The following is a 25,731-nucleotide window of genomic DNA, read 5'->3' on the forward strand; positions in this document are numbered from 1 at the left end:
CTTGTCCCCAGGTTGTAACATTCGCCGTCGGGACGCTATTCTCGCGCGCCCCGTAGTGGTGTTAGAGTGAACGTGTCCGTACGCCTCGGCGCTCACGTGCCGGACCCAAGGGGGAGAACCACTATGGCTTTTGACTCAGCCGCACCCATCAATCGTCGCACCGTGGCCAAGGGCATCGCCTGGTCGGTGCCCGCCGTCGCCATCGCGTCCACGGCCCCGGCCTTCGCCGTCTCCGGTCCGGCGCCGACCATGAAGTTTGTGTCGGCCTGCAAGTCACCAGGAGGCAGCTGCGCAACCTTCAAGTTTGGCTACGCGCTGACCTACGAGGTCACGAACAACGACGATAAGACGATCTACATCACGAATGCAGAGATGTTCTGCACCAGCGGGGCCGACTGCCCGGCCGGTCCCTACACGTGGAAGAAGCTTCCGGGAGAGGACTACACGATCGCGGCTGGGGACACTGAGACCATCACCTTCGTGTTCCTCTCCACGAACTCGGCCAACAAAGTCTTCGATGGATACGTCGAGCTCACGTGGCAACACGCCGCTCCTGACAACTACCCGCACACTAAGGCCACTGGCGTATTCAGTGTGGGATCGACCCCGCCCGATTGCCCCTGCTACTCCTAGATCGCTCCCGGCCGCGCAAGCTGCCCCTCCAGCGAGATGCGAAGGCCCGCCCCACCGGGGCGGGCCTTCCTTGTGGCATCACTCAGTGCTTGTAGTCGCCTCGGTAGAACTCGAGGATCCAGCCGCTGGCCGACCAGATGCCGATGCCGAAGCCCACGAGGCTGATCCACGGCTGCGACAGCGCCGGGCCGAGGAAGATGATCGCCACCGTGGCGGCCGCCCAGAACGGCCAGACGCTCTTCGGGGCGAAGAAGCCGATGGTGCCGGCGCCCTCGATGACCTCCGCATCCTCCCGATCCTCCGGGCGCGGGTCGAACCGGCGCGCCGTGAGGGTGAGGTAGCCCGCGATCATGAGGCCCAGGAGGCCTGAGAAGCCCAGCACGAACGTGCCGGCGATCTCACGCGCCATGAACCAGTAGATGGGCGTCACCACCGCGAAGAACACGAAGATGAACCAGAAGACGTACTTCTCGGGCTTCACTGCTTGGCACCTTCCGGCTCGACGATGGGGTCGACCCTGTCGAGCAGCTCGCCCGGGTCATTGGCGTGCAGGTCCGCGTGCTCCACGAGCTCCGGACGCGACATGTCCAGCGCGGGGCTGATGGAGCGGATGCGGGGCAGCGAGTCGAAGTTGTGCCGCGGCGGCGGGCAGGACGTGGCCCACTCCAGCGAGCGGCCCCAGCCCCACGGGTCGTTGACGCCCACCAGCGGTGCCTTGCGGGTGATCCACACGTTCCACAGGAACGGCAGCATCGAGACGCCGAGCAGGAACGCGCCGAACGTCGACAGCTGGTTGAGGAACGTGAAGCCCTCCCATGCGCCGTAATCCGCAATGCGGCGCTGCATGCCTTCGACGCCCAGCCAGTGCTGCACCAGGAAGGTGGTGTGGAAGCCGACGAACAGCGTCCAGAAGTGCACCATGCCCCACGTCTCGTTGAGCATCTTGCCGGTGAACTTCGGCCACCAGTAGTAGAAGCCGGCGAACATCGCGAACACCACGGTGCCGAACAGCACGTAGTGGAAGTGCGCCACGACGAAGTAGGTGTCCGACACCTGGAAGTCCAGCGCCGGCGCCGCGAGGATGATGCCGGTGAGGCCGCCGAACAGGAACGTGGTGAGGAACCCGATGGCGAACATCATCGACGTGTTGAGCGTCAACGATCCTCGCCACATGGTGCCGATCCAGTTGAAGAACTTCACCCCGGTGGGCACCGCGATCATGAACGTCATGAACGAGAAGAACGGCAGGTTCACCGAGCCGGTGACGAACATGTGGTGCGCCCACACCGACACCGACAGCGCGCCGATGGACAGCGTGGCGAACACCAGGCCGTAGTAGCCGAACACCGGCTTGCGGCTGAATGCGCTCAGCACCTCGGTGATGATGCCGAAGAACGGCAGCGCGATGATGTAGACCTCGGGGTGGCCGAAGAACCAGAACAGGTGCTGCCACAGGACGGGGCCGCCCGAGGCCGGGTCGAACACGTGGGAGCCGAGGACGCGGTCCGCCTCGAGCACCAGCAGCCCGGCCGCCAGCACCGGGAACGCGATGAGCACCATCAGCGACGTGACCAGGATGTTCCAGCAGAAGATCGGCATCCGGAACATGGTGAGCCCCGGGGCGCGCATGGTGATGATCGTGGTGATGAAGTTCACCGCGCCCAGGATGGTGGACAGGCCGAGGAGGTAGAGGCCCATGAGCCAGAGGTCGTGCCCGACGCCGGGCGAGTGGATGGCGTTCGACAGCGGTGCGTAGGCGAACCAGCCGAAGCTGGCGGCGCCGTCGGGGCTGAGGAAGCCGGCCGAGGCCATCAGCGAGCCGAACAGATACAGCCAGAACGAGAAGCCGTTCATGCGCGGGAACGCGACGTCCGGCGCCCCGAGCTGCAGCGGCAGGATGGCGTTGGCGAAGCCCGCGAACATAGGCGTGGCGAACATCAGCAGCATGATCGTGCCGTGCATGGTGAAGAACTGGTTGAACGTCTCGTAGTTGACGAACTGCATTCCCGGCGCGGCGAGCTCGGCGCGGATGAACAGCGCCAGGATGCCGCCGAACATGAAGAAGCCGAACGCTGTGACGAAGTACATGTTGCCGATGACCTTGTGGTCCGTCGTCGTCAGGTACTTCATCATGGTCTTGCCAAGCCGGTGCGGCTCGACCAGGGCCTCCTGCTGGAGCGAGGTGCGTTCCGTGACGGTGGCGCTGCTCACTTGTCCTCCTCCGGGGCTTCCGTGGGCAGAACGGCCTGCAAGGCCTCCTGCAGCTTCTTCTCGCCGGCGTTGCCCGAGGCGGCCAGCTCCTGGATCTTCTCCGCGTACTCCTCTTCGGATACCACGTGGAGCTTGAACAGCATCAACGAGTGGTACTCGCCGCAGAGCTCGGCGCACTTGCCGTCGTAGGTGCCGAGCCTGTTGGGCGTGACCTCGAACGAGTTGGGGTTGCCGGGGATGACGTCCATCTTGAAGTAGAAGGCCGGCACCCAGAACGAGTGGATGACGTCTGCGGACTGCAGGTTGAACCGCACGGTCTTGTCCACGGGGAGGTACAGATCCGGGATCTTCTCCAGCGTGCCAGTCTCGTGGGCGTCAGTGCCGATGTCCGGGTTGTCCGCCTCCATGTAGTTGAAGGTCCACGACCACTTCTGGCCGATCACGTTGATGGTGACGTCCGGATCATCCGAGGTCTGGAGCACCGCGTCGGACGCCTTGACCGTGTAGAAGAACAGCACCCCGATGATGAGGAACGGCACGAGCGTGTAGAGCAGCTCCAGCGGCAGGTGGTAGGTGGTCTGGCGCGGCGCAGGGGCGTCGATGTTGTCCTGGTCCTTGCGGCGGTAGCGGATGACGGCCCATCCGATGAGCCCCCACACGAGCACGCCGATGACGAGGGAGGCGATCCAGGCGCCCACCCACACGTTGCCCATGATCGGCGCCTGCTCGGTGGCCGCCTCGGGAAGACCGAAGCGGGCCCCCTGGCCGGAACACGCCGTCAGTCCCAGCAGCGACACCGAGGCTCCGACGAGCAAGGCTGCACGAGCCGATCGCCGACGCAATGGCGCAGGATTGCCACTCACAAGTTGCCCTTCCGTAGACCAACAGCCCCGTGAGAATCCGCGCAGGACCACAGGACACCACTGTTGGCGCCTACCTTAACGCAAAAGGCCACCCCCGCGGAGATGTCTCCGCGGGGGTGGCCTACGATAGGAAGTTTGGGCGAAACTCAGTGGAACGAGTCCCCACAGGCGCAGGAGCCCTGCGCGTTGGGGTTGTCGATCGTGAAGCCCTGCTTCTCGATGGTGTCGACGAAATCGATGCTGGCGCCACCGAGGTACGGGGAGCTCATCTTGTCCGTCACGACGAGCACGCCGTCGTAGTTGGTAGTGACGTCGCCGTCGAGCTCACGGTCGTCGAAGTAGAGCTGGTACCGCAGGCCGGAGCAACCGCCCGGCTGCACTGCGATCCGCAGCGAGAGGTCTGTGCGGCCCTCAGCGTCCAGCAGGGCGCGGACCTTCTGCACGGCGACGTCGGTGAGGACGACGCCGGTCTGGATCTGGGTATCGGTCACGCTTGGCTCCAAGTCGTTCGTGGTGTTCGGGTGTGTGTCGATTCTACGTTGCTTCTGCCGGAAACCCCATCCCTGGGCTGAGCCGACGGCGAACGCCGGTCACCAGGACCAGGTGATCGCCACCCTGGCGGCCGCGTCGGCCAGCTGCTCGGGGGTCGGGGCGCCCTCTGCTCCGGGGAGGATCGGGTAGGCGGCCTCCAGTCCTGCGAGGCGGAGCTCGCGGGCGGAGACGAAGTTGTGGCCGACGATGGCGATCGCAGGGCGCAGCGCCTCGCCGGCCAGGGTCACCACGCGCTTGACCACCGGCCCGCCGACGGAGTGGAAGTCCAGCGAATCTGCACCGGTGACCACCACGTCGGCCTGCGCCAGCGTGCCGGCCAGGCCGTAGCTCTCCTCCAGGTAGGTGAGCGGGTCCGTCACCACGCCGCCCATCGCCTGGATCAGCAGGCCCGCTCCCCCGGCGGCGCCGGCGCCGGGCACGGAGGCGAGGCCCAGGTGCGCCGCCCACCGCCCCGCGACCGAGTCCGCCGCGAGCACCGCGCCGAGATCCGCCCCGCGCTCGCGACCCTCCGTCGCGGCCAGGCCCGTGAGCCCGGTCAGCGGCCGTTCGGGCTGCCCCTCGTCGACGAGCGCCACGAGCCGACGCCCGGCCCACGACTCCTTCGCGGCCCTCAGCGCCGGAAGGGGGTGCTCGTCGAACGCGTCGAGCACCTCCCGCCCCAGGTCCGCGACGTGGCAGCCGGTCAGATCGACCACGAGGTCACCCTGTGCCTGCGCCAGCACGCGGCCCAGCTCGGCGGCATCCGCGGGTGAGGCGAGGGTGGCGCCGGCAGCCGCGACACCCACCGCCTCGCGCAGCGCCGCACCGGACACGCCCAGGGGCACGACGACCACCTGCGCCCCGCGCTCGGCGAAGGCATGCGCGATGGTCTCCGACGCATGAGCCGCGCTCAGCCCGGCCAGGGCGTCGGAGGCGACGACGACTCTCAAAGTTCGGTGGCCTCCGGGTCGCCCTCGTGGAGTTCGTCATCGGCATCGGGGATGAGGCCGTAGTACTCGCTGATCTCCTCGAGCAGCGCGCGCATCTCCTCCAGGGTGACGTCCACGTCCGGGAGGACCAGGTCCGACTCCGCCAGCACGTCCTCCGGCACCTCGATGCCGCGGGTACGCACGCCCTCCACGAGTTGCTGGAGCGCCAGGAGCATGCCCGGCTCGTCGCCCGCGTCCACCCGCTCCTCCAGGGCCCGGTCCAGTTCGTTGAGCTCCATCAGGTGCTCGGGCTCCAGGACCCACTGGCCCTGGCCCATGATCCTCACGATCATGCCTGCGACCCCTGACCCGGCGCCTCCTGGGAGGCGGCCTGCTGCGCCTCAGCGCCGGCCGGGGCGGTGGCGCCCTCGGCGGGGGCGGAGAGCTCCGCGCGCGCGGCGGGTCCGCCGGTGAGCTGGGCCTTCATGGCCGCCAGCTCGCTCTCGACGGTGGAGTCGGACGCCAGAGCGTCCAGCTCGCGCGTGATGTCGTCCTTCACGGTGCCGGTGGGGTCCTCGAGCGCACCGGACGCGAGAAGCTCGTCGACGGCGGACGCCCGCGCCTGCAGCTGCAGGGTCTTGTCCTCGGCACGTTGGATGGCGAGGCCGACGTCGCCCATCTCCTCCGAGATGCCGGTGAACGCCTCGTTGATGCGCGTCTGCGCCTCGGCCGCCGAGTAGGTGGCCTTGATGGTCTCCTTGCGGGTGCGGAACGCGTCCACCTTCGCCTGCAGGCGGGAGCTGGCGCGAACCAGCTTCTCCTCCTCGCCCTGGAGCTGGGCGTGCTGGGTCTGCAGCTCGTCGAGCTGGGTCTGCAGACCGGCCTTGCGGGTCAGCGCCTCGCGGGCGAGGTCCTCACGGTTGGATTCCAGGGCGCGCTGCGCGGCCGACTGCAGCCGCGACACCTCCTGGCTCATCTTCGTGGCCTGCAGCTCCACGCGCTTGCGGCTGGTGGCGACATCCGCGACGCCGCGGCGGACGTTCTGCAGCAGCTCGAGCTGCTTCTGGTACGAGTAGTCGAGGGTTTCGCGGGGGTCTTCATACTTGTCGAGAGCCTTGTTGGCCTTCGACTTGAAGACCAGGGAGATGCGTTCGAAAATGCTGGCCACGGGGTGTCCTTCCACGGAACGTGCGATGTTCGCCTCCACGGTAGCGCGGCCGAGGTCCCACCGGAGTCGCCCGAGCCCTGACTCAACCCTGAAACACCTCAGGTAGAATGGGCGGACGTATCCGACCCCTGCACAAGGACACCGCACCGTGGCACTGTTCCGCCCGTACGAGCGCACCGAGAAGTCGCGCTCCACAGACCGCATCTCGACGCTCACCCCCAAGGGCGAGAAGGCGGCGGCCAAGGCGTCCCCCACGCCCGCCGTCGCCCCTGAACCCGCCGTCGAGGCGCCCGGCCCGCAGAAGCAGGTCATTCGGAAGAAGCAGGGCGCCACCCCCACCCGTCGCGCCGCCGAGGCGGCCCGGATGGAGCGGCTGCACCCCACCCTCTCGGCCAAGGAGCAGCGGAAGGCGGACGCGCGCGCCCGCTCGACGGCCCGCAACTCGTCGTGGGAGCGGGTGGAGAACTCGCCCGAGCGTCAGCTGGTGCGCGATTACGTGGACACGCGCTGGACGGTGGCCGAGTTCATGCTGCCCGCCATGATCCTCGTCATGGCCGCGGTCATGGTCACCATGAACAACGTGCTGCTCTCCAGCTGGATCTCGATGAGCCTGTGGGTGCTGCTGGGCTTCACCGTCATCAACGTGGGCATCATGTGGCGCGGCTTCAAGAAGCTGCTGGCCGAGCGTCACCCCGAGGCCTCCACCAAGGGCCTGCTGGTCTACATGTTCAACCGGTCGCTGATGATCCGACGCTTCCGCCAGCCGGCCGCGCGCATCAAGCGCGGGGATCCCATCTGATGAGCTACCACTGGACGCCGGAGACCGGCGCGTTCGCCGTCGCGGATCTCGAGTCCGCCGGCCTGCTGCACAGCTTCGAGGACCAGGCAGCGGCCGAGGAATGGCTGGGGTTGTTCTACGGCGAGCTGCTGCAGCACGGCGTGGCAGAGGTGAGCCTCTACGAGGAGGACCGCCTCATCTACGGTCCGATGTCGCTGCATCCGTGACCCGGCCCTGCCGAGCCACCACCACCCCGAACGCCACCATCCCCAGGCCCGCCGCCACGGCGAACGGCGCCTGCTGGCGGGCGATGGCGATCCGGTCCTCGTAGAGCTGGACCTTGCCGCCGCGCTCGTTGGTGAGGCTGGAGTATTCACAGGTGTCGCCCGGGCCCATCTCGATGCCGCGGCAGGACGTCGACGGCGACGCCCACGACACCACGCCCCAGGCCGCGACGGCAAGGCCCGCCACGATGAACGCCAAGAGACCCGCCCGCTTGATCATGCGGGCAAAGCTACCTGCGTGGGCCGCGACGCCCAACTCGCAACTCGGTAGGCTGGCCGGGTGACCCGCATGAATCCGAACCTGACCCTGACCAAGACCCTGCCGAGGTCCACCGACGTGGTCGTCCTCGGCCTGGTGACGATCAACGACGCGGACCAGGCCCTCGTCGGCCTCGTCGGCGACCTCGACAAGGCGTGCACGAAGACCTACGGTCGCGGCGTGGCCGAGCTCGCCAGGTCCATGGGCGCGTCGTCCAAGCGCGAGGACGTCACCTTCCTCCCGGCCGTCGACGGCGCCCGCGTGGCGGTGGTGGGCCTCGGGGACGCGGACGTCACCCCGGCGGGCACTCGGCTCGCGGTGGGCTCCGCGCTGCGGAAGATCGCCGAGCTGCCGGACGCCTCCGGGCTGGAGGTGGCCGTCTCCCTGGAGGTGACGGACCCCGAGCTCCTCCAGGCCGCCGGTGAAGGCGCCCTGCTGGGGGCCTACCGGTTCGAGCCCATCACGGCCAAGGACACTCCGACGGCGGTGGCCTCGGTCGCGCTGGTGTCCACGCTGCTCGGCGCCGAGCAGAAGGACGCCGTGACGCGCGCCAAGTCCATCGCCGAGGCCGTCTGCCAGGCGCGCGACTGGGGCAACACCCCCCCGAACCTGCTCTACCCCGAGACGTTCGCCGAGGCGGCGCGCGGCTATCTGCGCGACGAGCGGATCACCGTCGAGATCCTCGACGAGAAGGCGCTCGAGCGGGGCGGCTACGGCGGCATCCTCGCCGTGGGCGGCGGCTCGGCGCGCGGCCCACGGCTGGTGCGGATGAGCTACACCCCCCGCGGCGCGGTGACACACCTGGCGCTGGTGGGCAAGGGCATCACGTTCGACTCCGGCGGCCTGGACATCAAGCCCGCCGGCCAGATGGCGGGCATGAAGTACGACATGTCCGGCGCGGCCGCCGTGGTCGCGGCCACGCGCGCCATCGCCGCACTCGGGCTCAAGGTCAAGGTCACCGCCTACGCGGCGCTGGCGGAGAACCTCCCGTCGGGCACCTCGTACCGGTCCAGCGACGTGCTCACCATGGTCGACGGGCAGACGGTGGAGAACTACAACACCGACGCCGAGGGCCGCCTGGTGATGGCCGACGCCATCGCGCGCGCCGGGCAGGACAAGCCGGACCTCATCGTCGACGTGGCCACCCTGACGGGAGCCTGCATGGTGGCGCTGGGCATGCGTACCGGCGGCCTGCTCACCAACGGCGAGGAGACCTCGGACCTGCTGCTCGACGCGGCCGAGGCGGCGGGCGAGGACTTCTGGGAGCTGCCCATCACGGAGCACACGCGCGAACAGCTGAAGTCCACGGTCGCGGACATGAAGTCCGGTGCCGGTCACCGCTGGGGTGGCGCGCTGGTGGCGGGGGCGTTCCTGGAACGCTTCGTCGCCGACGGCGTGGCCTGGGCGCACCTGGACATCGCCGGACCCGCGGAGAACGCCGACGCGCCGTACGGGTACGTGCCCAAGGGCGGCACCGGGGTGGGCGTCCGGACGCTCGTGGCGTTGGCGAAGCTGCTGCAGGGCTGAGGCCCGGCCCGGCGGGGGTCTGCCCGGCGGGGTCAGGCCTGGCGGGCGCGCTTGGCGCGCAGGCCGTACTCGCGCATGCGCTTCGGGTACGGCACCACCCCGGCGTCGTAGCAGGGGATGTTGCAGCGGGCGGCGAACTCGTAGCCGTAGGCCGCGCTGGGGAGGCCGCGCCGGGTTGACTCGCCGTCGGCGGCCACCAGCAGCAGCGACGGCTTGTTGAACGACGTGGGCTGCTCCACCCACGCCTCCACGCCTCGACGGGTGGCGACGAACTGGCTCAGGTGGTCGCGCAGGGCATCGGGCACCTGGCGGTCCTCCCGGGCCACCTGTGCCTCGCGCTGTCGCCGTCGAAACCACCCCACGCGCCCATTATGCCGAGCGGCGGCAAGGTGGGTGCGCCGTGGGAGACTGGGGCGCATGACTGATGCCTTCGACGTGGCCGTTCTCGGCGCCGGCTCGGCCGGCTACGCCTGCGCGTTGCGGGCGGCGCAGCTGGGGTTGCGGGTGGCCCTCGTCGACGACACCCCCCTCGGCGGCACGTGCCTGCACCGCGGCTGCATCCCCACCAAGGCATGGCTGCAGGCCGCGAAGGTGCGCCGCACCGTCGCGAAGGCACCGTCGTTCGGGATCGAGGCGCAGCTCGGCGCCACGGACGCGGGCGCCGTGCGGCGCTATGCCGACGGTGTCGTGGCGAACCTTCACCGCGGGCTCGAGGGGCTCATCGCGCAGCGCGGGATCACCGTGATCCGGGAGCGCGGCCGGCTGATGGTCGACGACCGGGGGCCCGGCATCGAGACGGGTGCGGTGGTGCACCGGGCGCGGGCCGTCGTCGTCGCGACGGGGGCCGCCCCGGCCACCCTCGGCCTCCCCGTGGATGGTCGACGAATCCTCACCAGCGACCACGCGCTGCGGTTGGAGCGGCTGCCGGAGCGCGCCGTCGTGCTGGGCGGCGGGGTGATCGGGGTGGAGTTCGCGTCGATGTGGGCGGACCTGGGGGTCGCGGTGACGCTCGTGGAGGCCATGGACCGGCTGCTGCCGGCGGAGGAGCCGGGCCACTCGAGGATCCTGGCTCGGGCCCTGCGGGGCAGGGGCGTGGACGTGCGGCTCGGCGCCACCGTCGAGGGCGCGGAGACCGGGGACGACGGGGTCGCGGTGAACCTCGGCGGCGAGACGCTGCGGGCGGACGTCCTGCTGGTGGCCGTGGGCCGTCGTCCCGTCACCGACGGGCTCGGGCTCGTGGAGGCGGGCGTCGAGGTGAGCGACGGCGCACACGTCGTCGTCGACGACCAGCTGCAGACCGCCGTGCGCGGCGTGTTCGCGGCGGGCGACGTGGTGGCCGGGCCCCAGCTGGCGCACCGCGGCTATGCGCACGGACTCTTCCTGGCCGAGCGGATCGCGCACCTGCAGGGCAGGCGTTCGGAGCGCCCGATCCTGCCGCGCGACTCGGACATGCCCCGGGTGGCCTACTCCAGCCCGCAGGTGGCCTCGGTCGGGCTCACCGCGGAGCAGGCCGGGCCCGAGGCCGAGGTGGTGGACTACCACCTCACCGGCAACGGCCGCGCCCAGATCCTCAGGGCCCCCGGCGAGCGGGAGATCGGTGTCGTGCGCATGGTGCGGGGGCGGGAGGGCGCGATCGTCGGGGTGCACGCCGTCGGTGAGGACGTGGCCGAGCTCATCGCGGAGGGCGGCCTGCTCGTGGGGTGGCAGGCCACGCCCGAGGACCTGGCCGGAATCGTGCATCCTCACCCTACCCTCAGCGAGGCACTCGCCGAAGCAACCTGGGCTCTGGGCGGGCGGCCCCTGCACATGCACGCCTGATTCACCTATAGGCTGGGGGAACTACCGCGGTCTGCAAAGGAGCCATCTCACATGTCAACCGAAGTAACTCTCCCGGCGCTGGGCGAGTCAGTCACCGAAGGCACCATTTCACGCTGGTTGAAGGCTATTGGGGACACCGTCGAAGCCGACGAACCGTTGCTCGAAGTCTCCACCGACAAGGTCGACACCGAGATTCCCAGCCCCGTGGCGGGCACGCTGCTCGAGATCCGGTTCCAGGAGGACGACGTGGCCGAGGTCGGCGCCGTCCTCGCCGTGATCGGGGACGCGGACGAGTCGGGCTCCGCGCCCGCCGCCGCTCCCGCTGAGGACGCCGCTCCCGAGCCCGAGCCGGTGCCCGAGGAGGAGAACGCGGAGGAGGAGCCCGTCGAGGCGCAGGAGGCCGAGGAGTCGCCCGCGGCCGAGGCCCCCGCGGTCGCACCCGCGTCCGCGCCGTCGGCCGCCGCGTCGTCCTCCGGTGTCGAGGTGACGCTGCCCGCGCTGGGCGAGTCGGTCACCGAGGGCACGGTGTCGCGGTGGCTGAAGGAGATCGGAGACACCGTCGAGGCCGACGAGCCGCTGCTGGAGGTCTCCACGGACAAGGTGGACACCGAGATCCCCAGCCCGGCCGCCGGCACGCTGCTGGAGATCCGGTTCAAGGAGGACGAGGTGGCCGAGGTGGGCGCCGTCCTGGCCATCATCGGCGACGCCGCGGCGGCTGAGGCTGCCCCTGAGCCGGCACCTGAGCCCGAGCCCGCCCCGAAGGCGGAGCCCAAGCCCGAGCCGAAGGCCGAACCGAAGGCTGAATCCGCCCCGGCCAAGAAGGAGCCAGCCCCAGCTCCCGCCCCGGCCCCCGCCAAGGCCGAGCCGAAGCCGGAGCACTCCCCCGCCGTCGAGGCCGCCGTGGCGCGTCGCGCCGCTGAGGCGTCAACCGACGGCACCTACGTCACCCCGCTGGTGCGGAAGCTGGCGAAGGAGCACGGCGTCGAACTCTCCGCGGTGAAGGGCACCGGCGTCGGTGGCCGCGTCCGCAAGCAGGACGTGATCGCCGCGGCGGAGACCGCGAAGGCGGAGGCTGCGAAGGCTGCCGCTGCCCCCGCGGCTCCGGCGGCTGCTGCTGCTCCGGCGGCGCCGAAGGCTGCGCCCGCTGCGGCCCAGGTGCGGGGCACCACGGAGAAGCTGTCGCGGCTGCGGAAGACCATCGCCACCCGCATGGTCGAGTCGCTGCAGGTCTCGGCCCAGCTCACCGCGACCGTCGAGGTGGACGTCACCGCAATCAGCTACATCCGTGCGCAGGTCAAGGACGATTTCAAGAAGCGCGAGGGCGCCTCGCTGTCCTACCTGCCGTTCATCACGATGGCCGCCGTCGAGGCGCTCAAGCAGTTCCCGATCGTCAACGCCACCATCGACACGGAGGCGGGCACCGTCACCTACGCCGACGGCGAGCACATCGGCCTCGCGGTGGACACGGAGAAGGGCCTGCTGGTTCCCGTCATCAAGGATGCCGGTGACCTCAACCTCACCGGCCTGGCGAAGAAGATCGCGGATCTGGCCGCGCGGACGCGGGCCAGCAAGGTCATGCCGGACGAGCTCTCGGGCGGCACGTTCACCATCACCAACTACGGCTCGGCGGGCACGCTGTTCGACACGCCCATCATCAACCAGCCGCAGGCCGCCATCCTCGGCACCGGCGCGCTGGTCAAGCGGCCCGTCGTGATCGAGGACCGGTTCGGCCAGGAGTCCATCGCGGTGCGGCACATGATGTACCTGTCGCTCAGCTACGACCACCGTCTCATCGACGGCGCCGTCGCGGCCCGGTTCCTCTCGGCCGTCAAGGCGCGGCTGGAGGACGGGGACTTCGGAGGCGAGTTCGGGCTCTGAGTCACTGATCGACGACAAGGGGGCGCCATCCTGCGGGGTGGCGCCCCCTTGTCGCGTCGTGGTGCGAGTGCGTGCCGGCGGGCCAACTTGAGCCGGAAACTGCTCTCAATCGTGTCTTGATCGTTCAAAGCGACCAGATCGAGCATCGAAGGCCGTGTCCGGCTCAAGGTGTCCCCGCGAGAGCCGTGTCCGGCTCAACTCCGCTCCCAGCCCGGGGACGGGTACGGGCGCGGGGGCGGACACGCGGGCGGGCGGGTCAGATGCGGCCGGCGGCGAGGCTGACGTGGAGGATCGACGCGGCCTCGGCGACGGCGTCGGGGAGATGATGCACGCCCGAGACCGCGTCGCGGCGCGACCCGCCCACCCAGACCGAGAGCGGCGGCGTGACCGCGGCCAGCTGGTCGACGACGGTCTGGGCGCGCTCGACGAACCGCTCCCCCGTCACCCCGATGACGGCGCCGCGCGCGCCGCGACCGTCGGCCGCCCGGACCCACTCGTCGACGGGGATGTCGGCGCCCAGGTAGACCACGTTGACGCCGCGACGCTTCAGGCACGTGGCGAAGGTGAACAGCGCGATCTGGTGCCGGTCCCCCGGCGGCAGGCCGACGAGCACCGTCGGCCCGGTGGGGGCGGTGGGGGCGGCGTCGAACACCGCCGAGATGGCGCGCATGAGTCCCGCGCTGGCGAAGTGCTCCTGGGCCACGGACAACCGGCCCGACTCCCACGCCTCGCCGATGCGGGTCAGCTGCGGCAGGATCCAACGATCGGCCACCTCCTCGAACGGACCGCCGGAGAAGGCGCGGCCCATCACGTCGGCCAGGTTGGCCGGTTCCAGCGACTCGGCGGCGGACACCAGGGCGTCCTCGCCGGGCAGCTCCGACGACGGCTCCCGCGCCCCCGACCCGTTCACCGAGGCCCCCGCCGCGACCCTCGTGCCCGCCAGACCCCGCACCGCCTCGGCCGCCCGGGAAGCGGGCACGCCGGCCTCGACGAGCGCGGCCATCTCGCGCAGCGCCGCCACCTGGGCGTCGTCGTAGAGCCGGTACCCCGCGGGCGTGCGGGAGGGCCGGACCACGTCGTAGCGGCGCTCCCAGACCCGCAGGGTCGCCTCGGCCACCCCGGTCAGCGAGGCAACCTGCTTGACTGTGTACATCCACGTCCTCCCCGGCTCAACGTCCGTGCAGGGTCAACGCTAGCAAACATTGAACAAACCTTGTGCACGACGTTGCACCGGCGGCCTTCTCCCGCTATCGTCGACACAAGCTTAGACAAACATTGGACAGCTCATGATCGCTGAATCGAGATCCCCGAGGCTGAGGGGCAACGCGGCCGCCCGCGACGAGGTCGTCCTCCTCGCCGACGACGGCACGCCCATCGGCAGCGCAGACCGCGTGGCAGTGCACACCACGGACACGGCCCTGCACCTGGCCTTCTCCACCTACGTGTTCAACGCCCGCGGCGAGGTGCTGGTCACCCGCCGCGCTCTGGCGAAGAAGACCTGGCCCGGCGTGTGGACCAACTCGTGCTGCGGCCACCCGAAGCCCGGCGAATCGCTGGAGGACGCGGCCCGCCGCCGCATCCGCGAGGAGCTCGGGATGAGCGTCGGTCCCCTGGTGAGCCTGCTGCCGGACTTCCGCTACCGCGCCGTCGACGCCTCCGGCATCGTCGAGAACGAGATCTGCCCCGTGTTCGCCGCGTTCGTGCCGGACGAGCAGCCCGTCCCCAACGCCGACGAGGTGGCCGAGTGGGCGTGGGTGCCCTGGGAGAACCTGTCGGCCGCGATCACCGCGACCCCCCACGTCTACAGCCCGTGGGCCGCCCTCCAGGTGCCGCTCATCGCCACCGCCCACCCCGACGCGGCGTGGCGCCCGGCGCCCCCCACCGTCGACGTCCACGCCGCCATCGCCGACGTTGACGCGCTGCTGTCGGCCGAGGTCAACACGCTGTCGGTGGAGTGGCAGAGCTACGCCGGGGACCTCGAGCTCGACGTGCTCCAGGCGGACCTGCCCCAGTGGCTCGGCACCCTCCTGGTCGGGCACGGCAAGCGCCTGAGGGTGGCGCTGGCCTACTGGGGCTTCATCGCCACCGGCGGGACCCACGGCTCCACCGGCTACCGCCACCTCATCCGCGCCGCGGCCGCGCTGGAGACCCTGCACCTGTTCGCGCTCATCCACGACGACGTGATGGACGAGTCCGACTCGCGGCGCGGGCGCCCCTCGGCACACGTCGAGGGCTCCACCTGGCATCGGGCCGCCGGCGCCAGCGGCGAGCCGGAGCTGTTCGGCCGCAACATCGCCGTCCTGCTCGGCGACCTAGCACACACCATCGCCGACCGCCTCGTCGACGGCCTGCCCCAGCCCTTGCATGAGGTCTGGTACGCGCTGTCGGTGGAGCTGATCGCCGGCCAGCGCGCGGACCTCACGGGAGCCGCGGCGGCCCGCCGCGACCGCGCGCACGCCGAGCACATCGCGCGAGCCAAGACCGGCCGCTACACCGTCGCGCGCCCCCTGCAGCTGGGCGCCACCGCCGCCAACGCCGGCCCCGCGGTCCAGTCCGCCCTCATGGCGTGCGGCGACCACCTGGGGCAGGCCTTCGCGCTGCGCGACGAGTACCTGGGCGTCTGGGGGGACCCGGCCGTCACCGGCAAGCCCGCAGGGGATGACCTGCTGGAGGCCAAGGCCACCGTGCTCCTGGCGTTGGCTCAGGAACGGCTGACCGGCGCCGACGCCGAGCTGATCGCCCGGCTCGGCGGGCAGGACTTCAGCCGCGACGACGTGGACCGCCTCGCCGACGCCATCCGCGCCGTCGGCGTGGCCGACGAGCTGGAAACGATGATCGGAGATGAAGTGACCTCAGGCCTCGCCTGTCTCGACCCCCTGACTCTGGTGGAGGGCGGCGTGGCCGGACTCCGCGAGGCCGCCCGCTCGCTGGCGTGGAGGGAATCATGATCGGGCGCCGTCGCACCGCGACCGGCGCGCCCCGCGGCGGCAGGCGGCACGTGGCCGTGGTGGGGGCCGGGCTGTCGGGGCTCGCGGCGGCGATGCACCTGGCCGGCGCGGGGCACCGGGTCACCGTGATCGAGCGCGAGGCCATTCCGGGAGGGCGCAACGGCTCGCTGGAGCGCGACGGCTTCCGCTTCGACACCGGCCCGACCGTCTTCACGATGGTCTCGCTGCTGGAGGAGGCCTTCGACGCCGTCGGAAGCCGCGTGGCCGACCACGTGAACCTCAAGCTCCTGGACCCCGCCTACCACGCGCACTTCGCAGACGGGTCGACGCTGCTGGTGCGGCCCGGGCACGAGGCGATGCGCGCCGAGATCGCGGCACAGAGCGGCGCGAAGGACGCGGCGGCGTTCGACAAGTTCGTAGCCTGGCTCAAGCGCCTCAACGACGTCGAGCTGCCCCACTTCATCGACGCCAACTTCAACTCCCCGCTCAGCCTGTTCCGTTCGCCGATCGCGGCCGCGGAGCTGGTGCGGCTCGGCGGCTTCGGCCGGCTCGGCCCCTCCGTCGCCCGCCGGTTCGACGACGACAGGCTGCACCGCGTGTTCAGCTTCCAGGCGATGTACGCGGGCCTGGCGCCGGCGCGGGCGCTGGCGCTGTACGCGGTGATCACCTACATGGACTCCATCGAGGGCGTGTTCTTCCCCGAGGGCGGCATGCACGCCGTCCCGCGGGCCATGGCTCAGGCGGCCACCGACGCGGGCGTCGAGTTCCGCTACTCCACGCCCGTCGCGAGGGTGGAGCGCCGCGCCGACGGGTCCGCCGCCGGGGTGCGGCTGGCCGACGGTGAGGTGGTGGCCGCGGACGCCGTCGTGGTGACCGCCGACCTGCCGGTGGCCTACGACACGCTCCTGCCGGGCCTGCCGGCGCCGAGGGTGGCCCGGAAGGGCCGCTACTCACCCAGCGCCCTGGTGTGGCACGTCGGCGTCCGCGGCGAGCTGCCCGAGGGCGTGGGGCATCACAACATCCACTTCGGCAAGGCGTGGGACGAGTCGTTCCGCGAACTGCTCGACGACGGCGTGGCCATGACGGACCCGTCGCGGTTCCTGTCCGTCCCGTCGATGGACGATCCCGGCGCGGCTCCCGAGGGCTGCCACACGCTCTACTTCCTGGAGCCGGTGCCCAACCTCAAGGTGGGCCGGCTGGACTGGGACGTCGACGGGCCGCTGCTGCGGGAACGGATGCTGCGCGAGCTGGAGCGCCTGGGTTACCCCACCGACATCGTCACCGAGGAACTCGTCACGCCCGCGGACTGGGAGCGTCAGGGCATGGCCGCGGGCACGCCGTTCGCGCTGGCCCACACGTTCCCGCAGACCGGGCCGTTCCGGCCGAAGAACATCGACCGGCGGGTGCCGGGGCTGGTGTTCGCGGGTTCCGGCACCACCCCGGGCGTCGGGATCCCGATGGTGCTGGTCTCCGGCAAGCTGGCGGCGGCGCGCGTCGCGGAGATGGGCCGGTGAGCGCGTCCCTCGAGGCGGGCTACCGCCGCTGCGCCGAGCTGACCCGCGACCACGGCACCACCTACTACTGGGGGGCGCTGCTGCTGCCGAAGTCCCAGCGCAGGGACGTGTTCACGGTCTACGCCCTGTGCCGGCTGGCCGACGACATCGTCGACGAGCCGGAGAAGGTGGACGCCGACGACGCCGCCGTCCCCCGCGACGGCACGCCGGACGAGCGCCTGGCCGCCTTCCGCGCCTCCTTCTTCGACGCGTTGGCGCGCGGGACGGCCGATCAGCCGGTGATGGCGGCCATCGTCGAGAGCATCAACCGTCGCGGCACCGACCCCGAGTGCTTCGAGCGGTTCTTCGACGCCATGGCCTCGGACTTCACCCGGTCGACGTGGGACACGTGGGAGGATCTGCGCGACGGCTACATGGAGGGGTCGGCGGCGGTGATCGGCGAAATGATGCTGCCGGTCCTGGAGCCCCTGACGCCCGAGGCGATGGGACCGGCGCGGGCGCTGGGGCAGGCGTTCCAGCTCACCAACTTCCTGCGCGACGTCGACGAGGACCTCGACCGCGGGCGGGTGTACCTGCCGCAGGAGGATCTGGCTCGCCACGGCGCGGACCCGCGCCTTCGTCGGGTCACGCCCGAGTGGCGCTCCATGATGGCCGAGCAGGTGGCGCGCAACCGCGAGCTGTACGCCGAGGGGGCCCGGGGGCTGGACCTGCTGCCGCCGGCGTCGCGGCGCTGCGTCGGGACGGCCCTGGTGCTGTACAGCCGGATCCTGGACAGGATCGAGGCGGCGGACTACGACGTGTTCTCGGGTCGCATCCGCGTGCCGACCCGGGAGAAGCTGTGGGTCGCGGCGAGGGCGGTCGCTGGGCGGCTGCCCCGACCCAACGTCCCCTGAGACCGAACAGGGCTCAGCGGTGGGGCCAGCGGCCCAGGAGGCCCCGCATCGGCACCGTCCACACGTCGTGGCCCGCCGCGCCCCAGCCGGCGAGGAGGGTGTTGGCCGCGATGAAGCCCGTCGTCGCGGCCCGCTCCATCAGCGCCACCGGGTAGTCGCAGCGCACCCAGTCTCCTGCCACGACGAGCCGGGGCGACGGGGTCCGCACGCCCGGCCTGTCGGCCCAGCGGTCCGGGCCGATGAGCGTGCAGTCGTCGCGCACCAGCACCTCGCGCTCCAACACGACGGCCGACGCCGTCTCCGGGAAGATCCGGTGCAGCTCCGCCTCCAGCCTCGCCGCGACCTCGCCCGCCGCCGCATCCGAGGACACCGCCGGGTCGGCCGCGTAGGCGTGCAGCTCCACCACCGAACCGCCGTGCTGCCGCGCCCAGTCCGCGGCGCCCCGCTCGAAGCGCTCCAGCACCGAGACGTTGTCCAGCGGCCCGTACCCCGACGTGCCCACGAACGCCGGGCGCGCCGCGTCGACGGCGCGGTCCAGCCACAACCGCACCACCACGAACGGCGGGGCGTTGACGGTGCCCGCCACCCGGCGCTGCCAGGGCTCGAGACCCGGCCCCTCCAGGCCGGCGATCAGTGCCCGGCCGGCGCGCGGGTCCGTGGCCAGCACCACCGCGTCGAACGGGCCGGCCTCGCCGTCGACCACCACCGTGGCCGCGCCCTGCCCGGTCCCGATCGCCTCCACGTGCGCACCCGTCCTCACCTGAACGCCCAGGCGCTCGAGGTGGCGGCCCAGCGGCGCCCACAGGACCGTGTCGTAGTCGTCGTCGGGCACGTCGAAGAGCAGGCCCTCGGCCGACCCCATGAAATAGGTGTGGAACATCGCCACCAGCTCGCCGGCGCCGAACTGCGACGGATCGGCGAAGAAGGACCGTGCGAAGACCTCCAACGCCAGGTCGCGGGCGGCCTCGGGAAAGCGCAGCCGGTCGAGGAACGCGGCCGCGGACTCGCCGTCGTAGGCCGAGTACGTCTCGGGGAACTTCACCCGCAACAGCTCCACGGCCGCGGGCACGTTCACGCCCGCGAGCGTCCGCCCGGTGAAGGCGGGGCTGCGCAGCACGAACTGCATCACCGACCACGGCGGCGTGGTGGCCAACCCCGTAAAGGAATCGCGCATACCGTCGGGCCGCTGCAGCGGGTAGTCCTCGATGGGCACCAGCATGCCGAGCGCCGGGTCGATGCGCTGCAGGAGCGCGCGCAGGTTGTAGTACTGCCGGAAGAAGGCGTGGAACCCGCGGCTCATGGTGCGGCCGTCGCCCAGGGGCCAGGCCGCGACCCGCCCGCCCAGCCGGTCCGACGACTCCAGCAGCGTCACCGCCACCCCACGCTCGGCAAGCCCGACGGCGGCCGCCAGGCCCGCGATGCCGCCGCCCACCACCGCGACCTTGCGCGCGTCGCCCACCCTCGACGATCCGGTGGGGCCGGGGTGACGCACGGCGCGAGGGTCGCGGCCTGGGTACGGGCGGGGGGTCATGCGGGCTCCTCGGGCTTGCGGGCGACGACGGTGTGCAGGATGCCGCGCTGCCATCCCGCGGCCGTGCGGTGCTCGATGCCGGTGAAACCGGCGGCGGCGAGCCGGCCGGTGAAACGCGCCACCGAGTCGAACTCGCGGACGCTGCGCCACAGGTAGCGGTAGAGGCGGACGTTGCGGTCGACGACGGCGCCCAGGGGGATGATGCAGGCGTGGCACACCGCGTCCCACACGCGCTGGGCGCGGGAATCGCCGGCCACCGAGTACTCCTGGACGACGAGCCAGCCGCCGGGCTTCAGCAGCGCGAAGGTCTCCGCGACCGCCCGGTCCCGCGCGTCCTCGGGCACGTTGCGGAACAGGTAGCAGGTCAGGATGCCGTCGCGGCCGCCGCCCACCTCGTCGAGGTCCATCTCCCCGGCCACCACCTGCGCGAAGCTCACCCCCGCCGGCCACCGCTTGCCGGTGGCCTCCGCGAGCATGCCGCGGGACGCGTCGAGGCCGAGGACCGTGGTGCCCGGGGGTGCTGCGTCGACCAGCGCCCGCGTCGAGGCGCCGGAGCCGCAGGCCAGGTCGATCAGCGTCAGTCCCTCCCGCGCCCCCACCCGTCCGACGAGCGCCGCGGCGGCCCGCCGCAGCTCGCGGTGGTAGCCGGGGTTGAGGGCCACCATGAGGTCGTAGCGCTTCGCGCCGCGGTCGAAGGCGTCCGCCGTGGTGGAGCGGCGGAGCCGCGGGTACCGGTCATGCATGTCAGCGGCCCGTCCAGGCCCGGACGGCCTTGACGGCCACGACGAGGAGCGCGACCCCCAGCAGCACCGAGCCGACCCGCGCGTACCATCGCCGCGGACCCGCCGGGTCGACGGCGGCGGTGGCGCGCCGGACGGCCTCGTCGAAGCCCGTGATGCCTCCCTCCGGGTCGCCGAGGAGGTGCGCCGCGTCCGAATCCCGCTTGATGGCGTCGTGGATGAGGCTGCCCACCAGCGGCCGCGCGACCCCCGGGTCCACCGGCGTCACCAACCCCACCCACAGCGACGCGAGGTTGGGCGTGAGGACCGGCAGCGTGACCACCATGGGCGGCTGCAGCCCCGTCGCGGTGGCGTAGCGGCGCATCATCTCGACGTAGGTGAGCACCTCGTCCATGCCCACGTCGATCGACCGGTTGACCTCCGCCGGCAGATCGGCGGCGCGCACCAGATAGTGGATCACGTCGTCGATGGCGATGGGCTGGATGCGGTTGCGCAGCCACTTGGGCCCCACGGCCACCGGCAGCCGCTCTGAGAGGTGGCGCAGCATGTCGAAGGAGGCGGATCCGGCGCCCAGCACGACGCCGGCCTGCAGGACCGCCGTCGGCACGCCGGAGGCCATGAGCACCTCGCCCACCTCGACGCGCGAGGCCATGTGCTCGGACAGCTCGCCGTCGGGATGGAGCCCGCTCAGGTAGACGATCCGCTCCACACCCGCCGTGCGGGCGGCCTCGGCGAAGGTCTCGGCGAGGGCGAGGTCGCGGCGCCGGTAGTCGCCCCGGCCGTCCATGGAGTGCAGCAGGTAGTACGCCACCTCCACTCCGTCGAGGGCGCGCACAATGTCGCCTCGGCGGGTGGCGTCGCCGGTGGCCACCTCCACGCGGTCGCGCCAGGCGCGGTCGAGCTTCTGGGGGCTGCGGGCCAGGACGCGCACGCTCCACCCGGCGTCGAGCAGGGCGGGGACGAGCTGGGCCCCGACGTGGCCGGTGGCCCCGGTGACGAGAGCCGTGCGGGTGGTCATGTCAGCCTCCAGGGCTCAGGATCGGCGGCAGTAGGAAGAGCATGCCCAGGGACCAGGTGAGGTGCGACGCGATCGGGCCCAGGACACCCCCGGTGACGCGGCGTTGCGCCGCCGTGAGCAGGCCCAGGCAGACCGCGGCGAACGTCAGGAGAGGTACGCCTGTGAACAGTGTGGACGCCGCGTACAGGGCGGTGGAGCCGATCCCGTTGAATCGTCGGTCCAGCGAGGCGTAGACGGCGCCACGGAAGAACAACTCCTCGGCCACGCCGTTGATCGCGGTGATGAGCGCCACGAGCCACAGCGACCCGAACCGGGCGTGGTCCAGGAGGTCCTCGACGGGTGCTGCCAGCGCCGGGATCCGGGTCACCACCAGGGCGCCCGCCACGAAGACGGCCAGCAGGATCAGGCCCAGCACGAAGCCCTGCAGCACGCCCCTGCTGCGGCCGCCGTCGCGGGTGCGGCCCTCGCCGAGGTAGAGCGGCCCGGAGAGGAAGGCGCCGCCGATCCACAGCCCCGCGACACCCAGTGTCGCGGCGTAGAACTCGGGGGCTCCCGGCTGAATGGACAGCGCCAGCCCCAGCGCGACCGCGCCCAGCGCCGTGGTGATGCCCACCACGACCCTGCGACGGCGCCGCATGCCGGGCGTCTCGGTGCGGACCCTCTCCACGGGGTTGATCAGGGCGGCGGCGAGGAAGGCGCGCGGTTCGCCCAGTAGTCGGCGCACGGTGCCCCCCTTCTCCCGTCGGTGACCCCACCCTAAAGGTTCTACAAAGTTTGAACAAGCCGCGCGGTGGCCTGACGCCACACGCCCCTACGCTGCCACGGATGGACCCGAGTCGTCCCGGGATGCGGCGATCTGATTGGATGGCGGACGTGTTCATCGGGCTCGGGACGGTCGTCAACGTCATCACAGTGGTCGTCGGCTCGCTGATCGGCATCGCGCTGGGCAACCGCATCCCCGAGAAGACCAAGGACACGGTCACCTCCGTCCTGGGGCTCATCACCATCGTGCTCGGCGGCATGTCGGTCATGGCGATGAGCTCCGAGGCACTCCGTGCGGACGTGGACGGCGCCGCCATGCTGATCGTCCTCGCCGCCCTCTTGCTGGGCGCGCTGCTCGGCTCCTGGCTGCGCGTCGAGGACCGACTCGAGCAGGGCGCGGCCTGGCTGCGCGGGCGGTTCACGGCCTCCGGCGACGCGTCGCGGTTCGTCGACGGCATGGTCACCTCGACGTTGTTGTTCTGCGTCGGCCCGCTGGCCATCCTCGGCTCGCTCTCCGACGGCCTCGGCCGGGGCGCTGACCAACTGCTCGTCAAGTCCGTGCTCGACGGTTTCGCCGCCATGGCGTTCGCCTCGACGCTGGGCTGGGGGGTGCTGGCCTCCGCGGGCGCGGTGGCGCTGATCCAGGGCTCGCTCACCGCCGTCGGCTACTTCGCCGGCGACGTGCTGAGCACCGCCCAGGTGGACGCGCTCACCGCCACCGGCGGTGTGGTGCTGCTGGCGCTGGGGCTACGGCTGCTCAACCTCAAGCAGATCCCCGTCGGGGATCTGCTGCCGGCCCTCCTGCTCGCTCCCCCGCTGGTCTCGCTCACCGCGGCCCTGTTCTGACCCGGGATAGCATCGTGGACATGCTCACCTACGACGACGAGGGGCTCGGCCAGCGGCTCGCCGACTACCAGCAGACCTGGGACCGGCAGCGCGCCCTGCACGACGACGTGGCGGCGGGCGCTCCCGGGCGGATCCTTCTGGTGGAGCACTCCCCGGTCTACACCGCGGGCAGGCGCACCACGCCGGACCAGCGCCCCGTGGACGGCACGCCGGTGATCGACGTGGACCGCGGCGGGCTGATCACCTACCACGGGCCGGGCCAGCTCGTCGGATACCCCATCGTGCGGCTGCGGGAGGGCGTCGGCGTGGTGGACTACGTGCGCACGCTGGAGTCGGCCGTCGTCACCCTGCTGACGGGATACGGGCTGGACTGCGGACGGGTCGAGGGCCGCACCGGGGTGTGGCTGCCCGCCGGAGCAGGCAGGCCGGAGCGCAAGATCTGCGCCATCGGCGTGCGGGTGGCACGGCGCACCACCATGCACGGCTTCGCGCTCAACGTCCTGAGCTCCGCCGAGCGGTTCAGCAACATCATCCCCTGCGGCATCGCCGACGCGGGCGTGACCTCCATCGTCGAGGAACTGCCCGGCCAGTGGAGCGTCAAGGGCGTGGCCGACGACCTTCGGGCCCCGCTGGCGAGCGCATTGGCCCCACTTCTCGGCTGATCACTCGACGGCATGGGGCGGCGCGGCCGCCCGCCGCGACGACAGCACCACCGCACCCAGCAGCAGCGCCGCGCCGACGAGCCCGGCGGGGCTGAGGCGCTCCCCCAGCACCAGGAACGCCAGCGCGGCACCGGTGAGCGGCTCCAGGAGCGCCACCATCACCCCTGTCGTCGAGCTCTGCGTGCGCAGGCCCCGCAGGTAGGCGAGGTAGGCGATGGCGGAGGGGATGAGCCCGAGCGCGACCACCAGGGCCACGCTCGCGGGCGCCGGATCGAACCGGACGCTCTGGCCCGCGCCGGCGGCGGCGACCAGCACCACCGCGCCCCCGAGGAGGAACGCCAGGGCCGAGCCGGTGGCGTCGTGGTAGTCCGGCACCGGCCTGGCGCCCAGCAGGCTCATGACCGCGAACGCCGCCCCCGCCACCAGCGCCAGCCCCGCCCCCCACAGCGCATCCGCCGCCGAGGCCCCCTGCGGCGGTGCGCCCATGAACAGGGCCAGACCGACGGCGGTGAAACCCAGCGCCAACGCCAACGGCTGCGTGAGGCGCTGCCGGCCCGTGGCGAGGTCCACCATCAGCACCAGCACGGGCGCCGAGCCGACGGTGACCAGCGTGGCGATGGACACGCCCAGCAACCCCACCGCGCTGAAGAACCCGAACTGGTACACCGCCGAGCACGCGGCCATGGCCGCCACCCGGGTCCACCCGGAGCGACGCCGCGGCCACCGCACGCGGCCGGTCAGCGCCACCGCGAGCATGAGCAGGAGCCCGCCCACGAGGATCCGGTACCCCGCGACGGCTAGGAATCCGAGCCCCGACGTGCCGCGCAGAAGAGTGCCGAGCGTGCCGGACGTGCCCCACGCGATGCCGGCGACCACCAGCGCCGCGACACCAGCGGTCACCGGAGGGGTCGAGGGGGCAGGGCGCGTGAGCACCGGCTCAGACTACCGCCACGACCGGGGACCCCCGGCCCGCAGCGGGTAGGCTGTCCGGGTGACCGCAGTGCAGCCCGATGGACGACGCCTCCTCCGAGTCGAGGCGAAGAACGCCGAGACCCCGATCGAACGCAAGCCGAGTTGGATCCGCACCACCGCGAGGATGGGGCCCAACTACACGGACCTGCAGAACATCGTGCGCTCCGGCGACCTGCACACCGTCTGCCAGGAGGCGGCCTGCCCCAACATCTACGAGTGCTGGGAGGACCGGGAGTCCACCTTCCTCATCGGCGGTGACCAGTGCACCCGCCGCTGCGACTTCTGCCAGATCGAGTCCGCCAAGCCCGAGAGCTACGACCCGTCCGAGCCGCTGCGCGTCGCGGCGTCGGTGAGGAAGATGGGGCTGCGCTACGCCACCGTCACCGGCGTCTGCCGCGACGACCTCCCCGACGAGGGCGCCTGGCTCTACGCGGAGACCATCCGCCAGATCCACGCCGTCAATCCTGGCGTCGGCGTCGAGATGCTCGCCCCGGACTTCTCCGGCAGGGCCGAGCTCCTGCAGCAGCTGTTCGACGCCCGCCCGGAGGTGTTCGCCCACAACGTCGAGACGGTGCCGCGCATCTTCAAGCGGATCCGTCCCGGCTTCCGCTACGACCGGTCCCTGCGGGTGCTGACGATGTCGCGCGAGGCCGGCCTGGTCACCAAGTCCAACCTCATCCTCGGCATGGGCGAGACGCGTGAGGAGATCAGCCAGGCGCTGCGCGACCTGTACGACGCCGGCACCGAGCTCATCACCATCACCCAGTACCTGCGACCCAACGCCACCCTCCACCCCATCGACAGGTGGGTCACGCCGGAGGAGTTCGAGGCCCTGGCCGATGAGGCGCGCGGCATCGGATATTCTGGCGTGCTGTCCGGGCCACTGGTCCGCTCGTCGTATCGGGCGGGCCGCCTCTACCGGACGGCGATGGACGCCCGCATGAAGATCAGCTGAGACGGAGACAC

26 protein-coding genes and 2 pseudogenes are annotated in these 25,731 nt (G+C 71.4%); 13 read left to right on the forward strand and 15 right to left on the reverse strand.

What is annotated here, in order from left to right; genetic code table 11:
* Positions 1-123: 123 nt before the first annotated feature.
* Entirely contained in the window at positions 124-633 is a 510-nt protein-coding gene (locus ACZK5N_RS03950) for a hypothetical protein (RefSeq protein ID WP_463624609.1), read from the forward strand.
* Positions 634-715: 82 nt separating this feature from the next.
* Here the strand turns inward: ACZK5N_RS03950 and ctaF are convergent, their stop codons facing one another.
* The 7 genes from ctaF to ACZK5N_RS03985 all read right to left on the reverse strand — a co-directional run bounded on the left by ctaF (position 716) and on the right by ACZK5N_RS03985 (position 6,335).
* Positions 716-1,114 (reverse strand): cytochrome c oxidase subunit 4, encoded by a 399-nt coding sequence (gene ctaF / locus ACZK5N_RS03955; RefSeq protein ID WP_459020189.1) that lies wholly within the window; start codon positions 1,112-1,114, stop codon positions 716-718.
* A complete protein-coding gene (gene ctaD, locus ACZK5N_RS03960) occupies positions 1,111-2,766 on the reverse strand; it encodes an aa3-type cytochrome oxidase subunit I (RefSeq protein WP_459020411.1) in 1,656 nt (551 codons plus the stop codon). The genes ctaF and ctaD overlap by 4 nt, the downstream gene beginning before the upstream one ends.
* Positions 2,767-2,840: 74 nt before the next feature.
* Positions 2,841-3,758, reverse strand: coding sequence for an aa3-type cytochrome oxidase subunit II (gene ctaC, locus ACZK5N_RS03965; protein ID WP_459020190.1), 918 nt, complete (start codon positions 3,756-3,758; stop codon positions 2,841-2,843).
* Positions 3,759-3,853: 95 nt separating this feature from the next.
* Positions 3,854-4,198 (reverse strand): HesB/IscA family protein, encoded by a 345-nt coding sequence (locus ACZK5N_RS03970; RefSeq protein ID WP_527252172.1) that lies wholly within the window; start codon positions 4,196-4,198, stop codon positions 3,854-3,856.
* A 99-nt stretch (positions 4,199-4,297) separates the two neighbouring features.
* Positions 4,298-5,188: a glycerate kinase gene (locus ACZK5N_RS03975; RefSeq protein ID WP_459020191.1), complete on the reverse strand. Its 891-nt coding sequence runs from the start codon at positions 5,186-5,188 to the stop codon at positions 4,298-4,300.
* Complete coding sequence (pspAA, locus tag ACZK5N_RS03980) at positions 5,185-5,520, reverse strand: PspA-associated protein PspAA (RefSeq protein WP_459020192.1); 336 nt, start codon at positions 5,518-5,520, stop codon at positions 5,185-5,187. The genes ACZK5N_RS03975 and pspAA overlap by 4 nt, the downstream gene beginning before the upstream one ends.
* Positions 5,517-6,335, reverse strand: a complete 819-nt coding sequence (locus ACZK5N_RS03985; RefSeq protein WP_459020193.1) for a PspA/IM30 family protein — start codon at positions 6,333-6,335, stop codon at positions 5,517-5,519. Before ACZK5N_RS03985 ends, pspAA begins: the two co-directional genes overlap by 4 nt.
* Before the next feature lie 148 nt (positions 6,336-6,483).
* On the opposite strand from ACZK5N_RS03985, the gene ACZK5N_RS03990 reads away from it, so the two are divergent.
* Both ACZK5N_RS03990 and ACZK5N_RS03995 read left to right on the forward strand, forming a co-directional pair.
* Positions 6,484-7,134 (forward strand): DUF3043 domain-containing protein, encoded by a 651-nt coding sequence (locus ACZK5N_RS03990; RefSeq protein WP_459020194.1) that lies wholly within the window; start codon positions 6,484-6,486, stop codon positions 7,132-7,134.
* Positions 7,134-7,340, forward strand: a complete 207-nt coding sequence (locus tag ACZK5N_RS03995) for a hypothetical protein (protein WP_459020195.1) — start codon at positions 7,134-7,136, stop codon at positions 7,338-7,340. The genes ACZK5N_RS03990 and ACZK5N_RS03995 overlap by 1 nt, the downstream gene beginning before the upstream one ends.
* On the opposite strand, the gene ACZK5N_RS04000 is transcribed toward ACZK5N_RS03995, so the two are convergent.
* Positions 7,309-7,617 carry a hypothetical protein gene (locus tag ACZK5N_RS04000; protein ID WP_459020196.1) on the reverse strand — a complete coding sequence of 103 codons (309 nt, stop codon included), beginning with the start codon at positions 7,615-7,617 and terminating at the stop codon, positions 7,309-7,311. The two genes, ACZK5N_RS03995 and ACZK5N_RS04000, sit on opposite strands and share 32 nt — an antisense overlap.
* 69 nt (positions 7,618-7,686) lie before the next feature.
* Between ACZK5N_RS04000 and ACZK5N_RS04005 the strand changes: the two genes are divergently transcribed.
* Positions 7,687-9,183 (forward strand): leucyl aminopeptidase, encoded by a 1,497-nt coding sequence (locus ACZK5N_RS04005; protein ID WP_459020413.1) that lies wholly within the window; start codon positions 7,687-7,689, stop codon positions 9,181-9,183.
* Positions 9,184-9,215: 32 nt separating this feature from the next.
* Here the strand turns inward: ACZK5N_RS04005 and ACZK5N_RS04010 are convergent, their stop codons facing one another.
* The gene (locus ACZK5N_RS04010; RefSeq protein WP_459020197.1) at positions 9,216-9,545 is read right to left on the reverse strand and encodes a hypothetical protein; all 330 of its coding nucleotides are present in this window, start codon (positions 9,543-9,545) and stop codon (positions 9,216-9,218) included.
* Positions 9,546-9,600: 55 nt separating this feature from the next.
* On the opposite strand from ACZK5N_RS04010, the gene ACZK5N_RS04015 reads away from it, so the two are divergent.
* Both ACZK5N_RS04015 and sucB read left to right on the forward strand, forming a co-directional pair.
* Positions 9,601-11,001 (forward strand): FAD-dependent oxidoreductase, encoded by a 1,401-nt coding sequence (locus tag ACZK5N_RS04015; protein WP_459020198.1) that lies wholly within the window; start codon positions 9,601-9,603, stop codon positions 10,999-11,001.
* A gap of 51 nt (positions 11,002-11,052) precedes the next feature.
* Positions 11,053-12,879, forward strand: a complete 1,827-nt coding sequence (gene sucB, locus ACZK5N_RS04020) for a 2-oxoglutarate dehydrogenase, E2 component, dihydrolipoamide succinyltransferase (RefSeq protein ID WP_459020199.1) — start codon at positions 11,053-11,055, stop codon at positions 12,877-12,879.
* Positions 12,880-13,135: 256 nt separating this feature from the next.
* Here sucB and ACZK5N_RS04025 read toward each other — a convergent pair whose 3' ends face one another.
* Positions 13,136-14,032: a MerR family transcriptional regulator gene (locus ACZK5N_RS04025; protein WP_459020200.1), complete on the reverse strand. Its 897-nt coding sequence runs from the start codon at positions 14,030-14,032 to the stop codon at positions 13,136-13,138.
* 133 nt (positions 14,033-14,165) lie between these two features.
* Here ACZK5N_RS04025 and idi point away from each other — a divergent pair.
* The 4 genes and pseudogenes from idi to ACZK5N_RS04045 all read left to right on the forward strand — a co-directional run.
* A pseudogene (gene idi, locus ACZK5N_RS04030) lies at positions 14,166-14,708 on the forward strand (isopentenyl-diphosphate Delta-isomerase); the annotation flags it as partial.
* A gap of 207 nt (positions 14,709-14,915) precedes the next feature.
* A pseudogene (locus ACZK5N_RS04035) lies at positions 14,916-15,827 on the forward strand (polyprenyl synthetase family protein); the annotation flags it as partial.
* Positions 15,824-17,341: a phytoene desaturase family protein gene (crtI, locus tag ACZK5N_RS04040; RefSeq protein ID WP_459020201.1), complete on the forward strand. Its 1,518-nt coding sequence runs from the start codon at positions 15,824-15,826 to the stop codon at positions 17,339-17,341. The pseudogene ACZK5N_RS04035 and the gene crtI, both read left to right, overlap by 4 nt.
* Complete coding sequence (locus ACZK5N_RS04045) at positions 17,338-18,234, forward strand: phytoene/squalene synthase family protein (protein WP_459020202.1); 897 nt, start codon at positions 17,338-17,340, stop codon at positions 18,232-18,234. The genes crtI and ACZK5N_RS04045 overlap by 4 nt, the downstream gene beginning before the upstream one ends.
* A gap of 13 nt (positions 18,235-18,247) precedes the next feature.
* On the opposite strand, the gene ACZK5N_RS04050 is transcribed toward ACZK5N_RS04045, so the two are convergent.
* From ACZK5N_RS04050 to ACZK5N_RS04065, 4 genes are read right to left on the reverse strand one after another with little or no spacing between them, the layout of a single operon-like run.
* A complete protein-coding gene (locus ACZK5N_RS04050) occupies positions 18,248-19,765 on the reverse strand; it encodes an FAD-dependent oxidoreductase (protein WP_459020203.1) in 1,518 nt (505 codons plus the stop codon).
* Entirely contained in the window at positions 19,762-20,508 is a 747-nt protein-coding gene (locus tag ACZK5N_RS04055) for a class I SAM-dependent methyltransferase (RefSeq protein WP_459020204.1), read from the reverse strand. Before ACZK5N_RS04055 ends, ACZK5N_RS04050 begins: the two co-directional genes overlap by 4 nt.
* A 1-nt stretch (position 20,509) precedes the next feature.
* The gene (locus ACZK5N_RS04060; protein ID WP_459020205.1) at positions 20,510-21,523 is read right to left on the reverse strand and encodes an NAD(P)H-binding protein; all 1,014 of its coding nucleotides are present in this window, start codon (positions 21,521-21,523) and stop codon (positions 20,510-20,512) included.
* 1 nt (position 21,524) lies between these two features.
* On the reverse strand, positions 21,525-22,247 hold the full coding sequence (locus ACZK5N_RS04065) for a CPBP family intramembrane glutamic endopeptidase (RefSeq protein ID WP_459020206.1): 723 nt from the start codon (positions 22,245-22,247) through the stop codon (positions 21,525-21,527).
* Between the two features lie 101 nt (positions 22,248-22,348).
* Here ACZK5N_RS04065 and ACZK5N_RS04070 point away from each other — a divergent pair, with 101 nt between their 5' ends.
* Together ACZK5N_RS04070 and lipB are read left to right on the forward strand one after the other, a co-directional pair.
* A complete protein-coding gene (locus ACZK5N_RS04070) occupies positions 22,349-23,131 on the forward strand; it encodes a DUF554 domain-containing protein (protein WP_459020207.1) in 783 nt (260 codons plus the stop codon).
* A gap of 20 nt (positions 23,132-23,151) precedes the next feature.
* Positions 23,152-23,793 (forward strand): lipoyl(octanoyl) transferase LipB, encoded by a 642-nt coding sequence (gene lipB, locus ACZK5N_RS04075; protein WP_459020208.1) that lies wholly within the window; start codon positions 23,152-23,154, stop codon positions 23,791-23,793.
* On the opposite strand, the gene ACZK5N_RS04080 is transcribed toward lipB, so the two are convergent.
* Positions 23,794-24,726, reverse strand: coding sequence for a DMT family transporter (locus ACZK5N_RS04080; RefSeq protein WP_459020209.1), 933 nt, complete (start codon positions 24,724-24,726; stop codon positions 23,794-23,796).
* A gap of 58 nt (positions 24,727-24,784) precedes the next feature.
* On the opposite strand from ACZK5N_RS04080, the gene ACZK5N_RS04085 reads away from it, so the two are divergent.
* Positions 24,785-25,720: a lipoyl synthase gene (locus ACZK5N_RS04085; protein ID WP_459020210.1), complete on the forward strand. Its 936-nt coding sequence runs from the start codon at positions 24,785-24,787 to the stop codon at positions 25,718-25,720.
* Positions 25,721-25,731: the final 11 nt, after the last annotated feature.

This window comes from Tessaracoccus pujii (assembly GCF_055326215.1).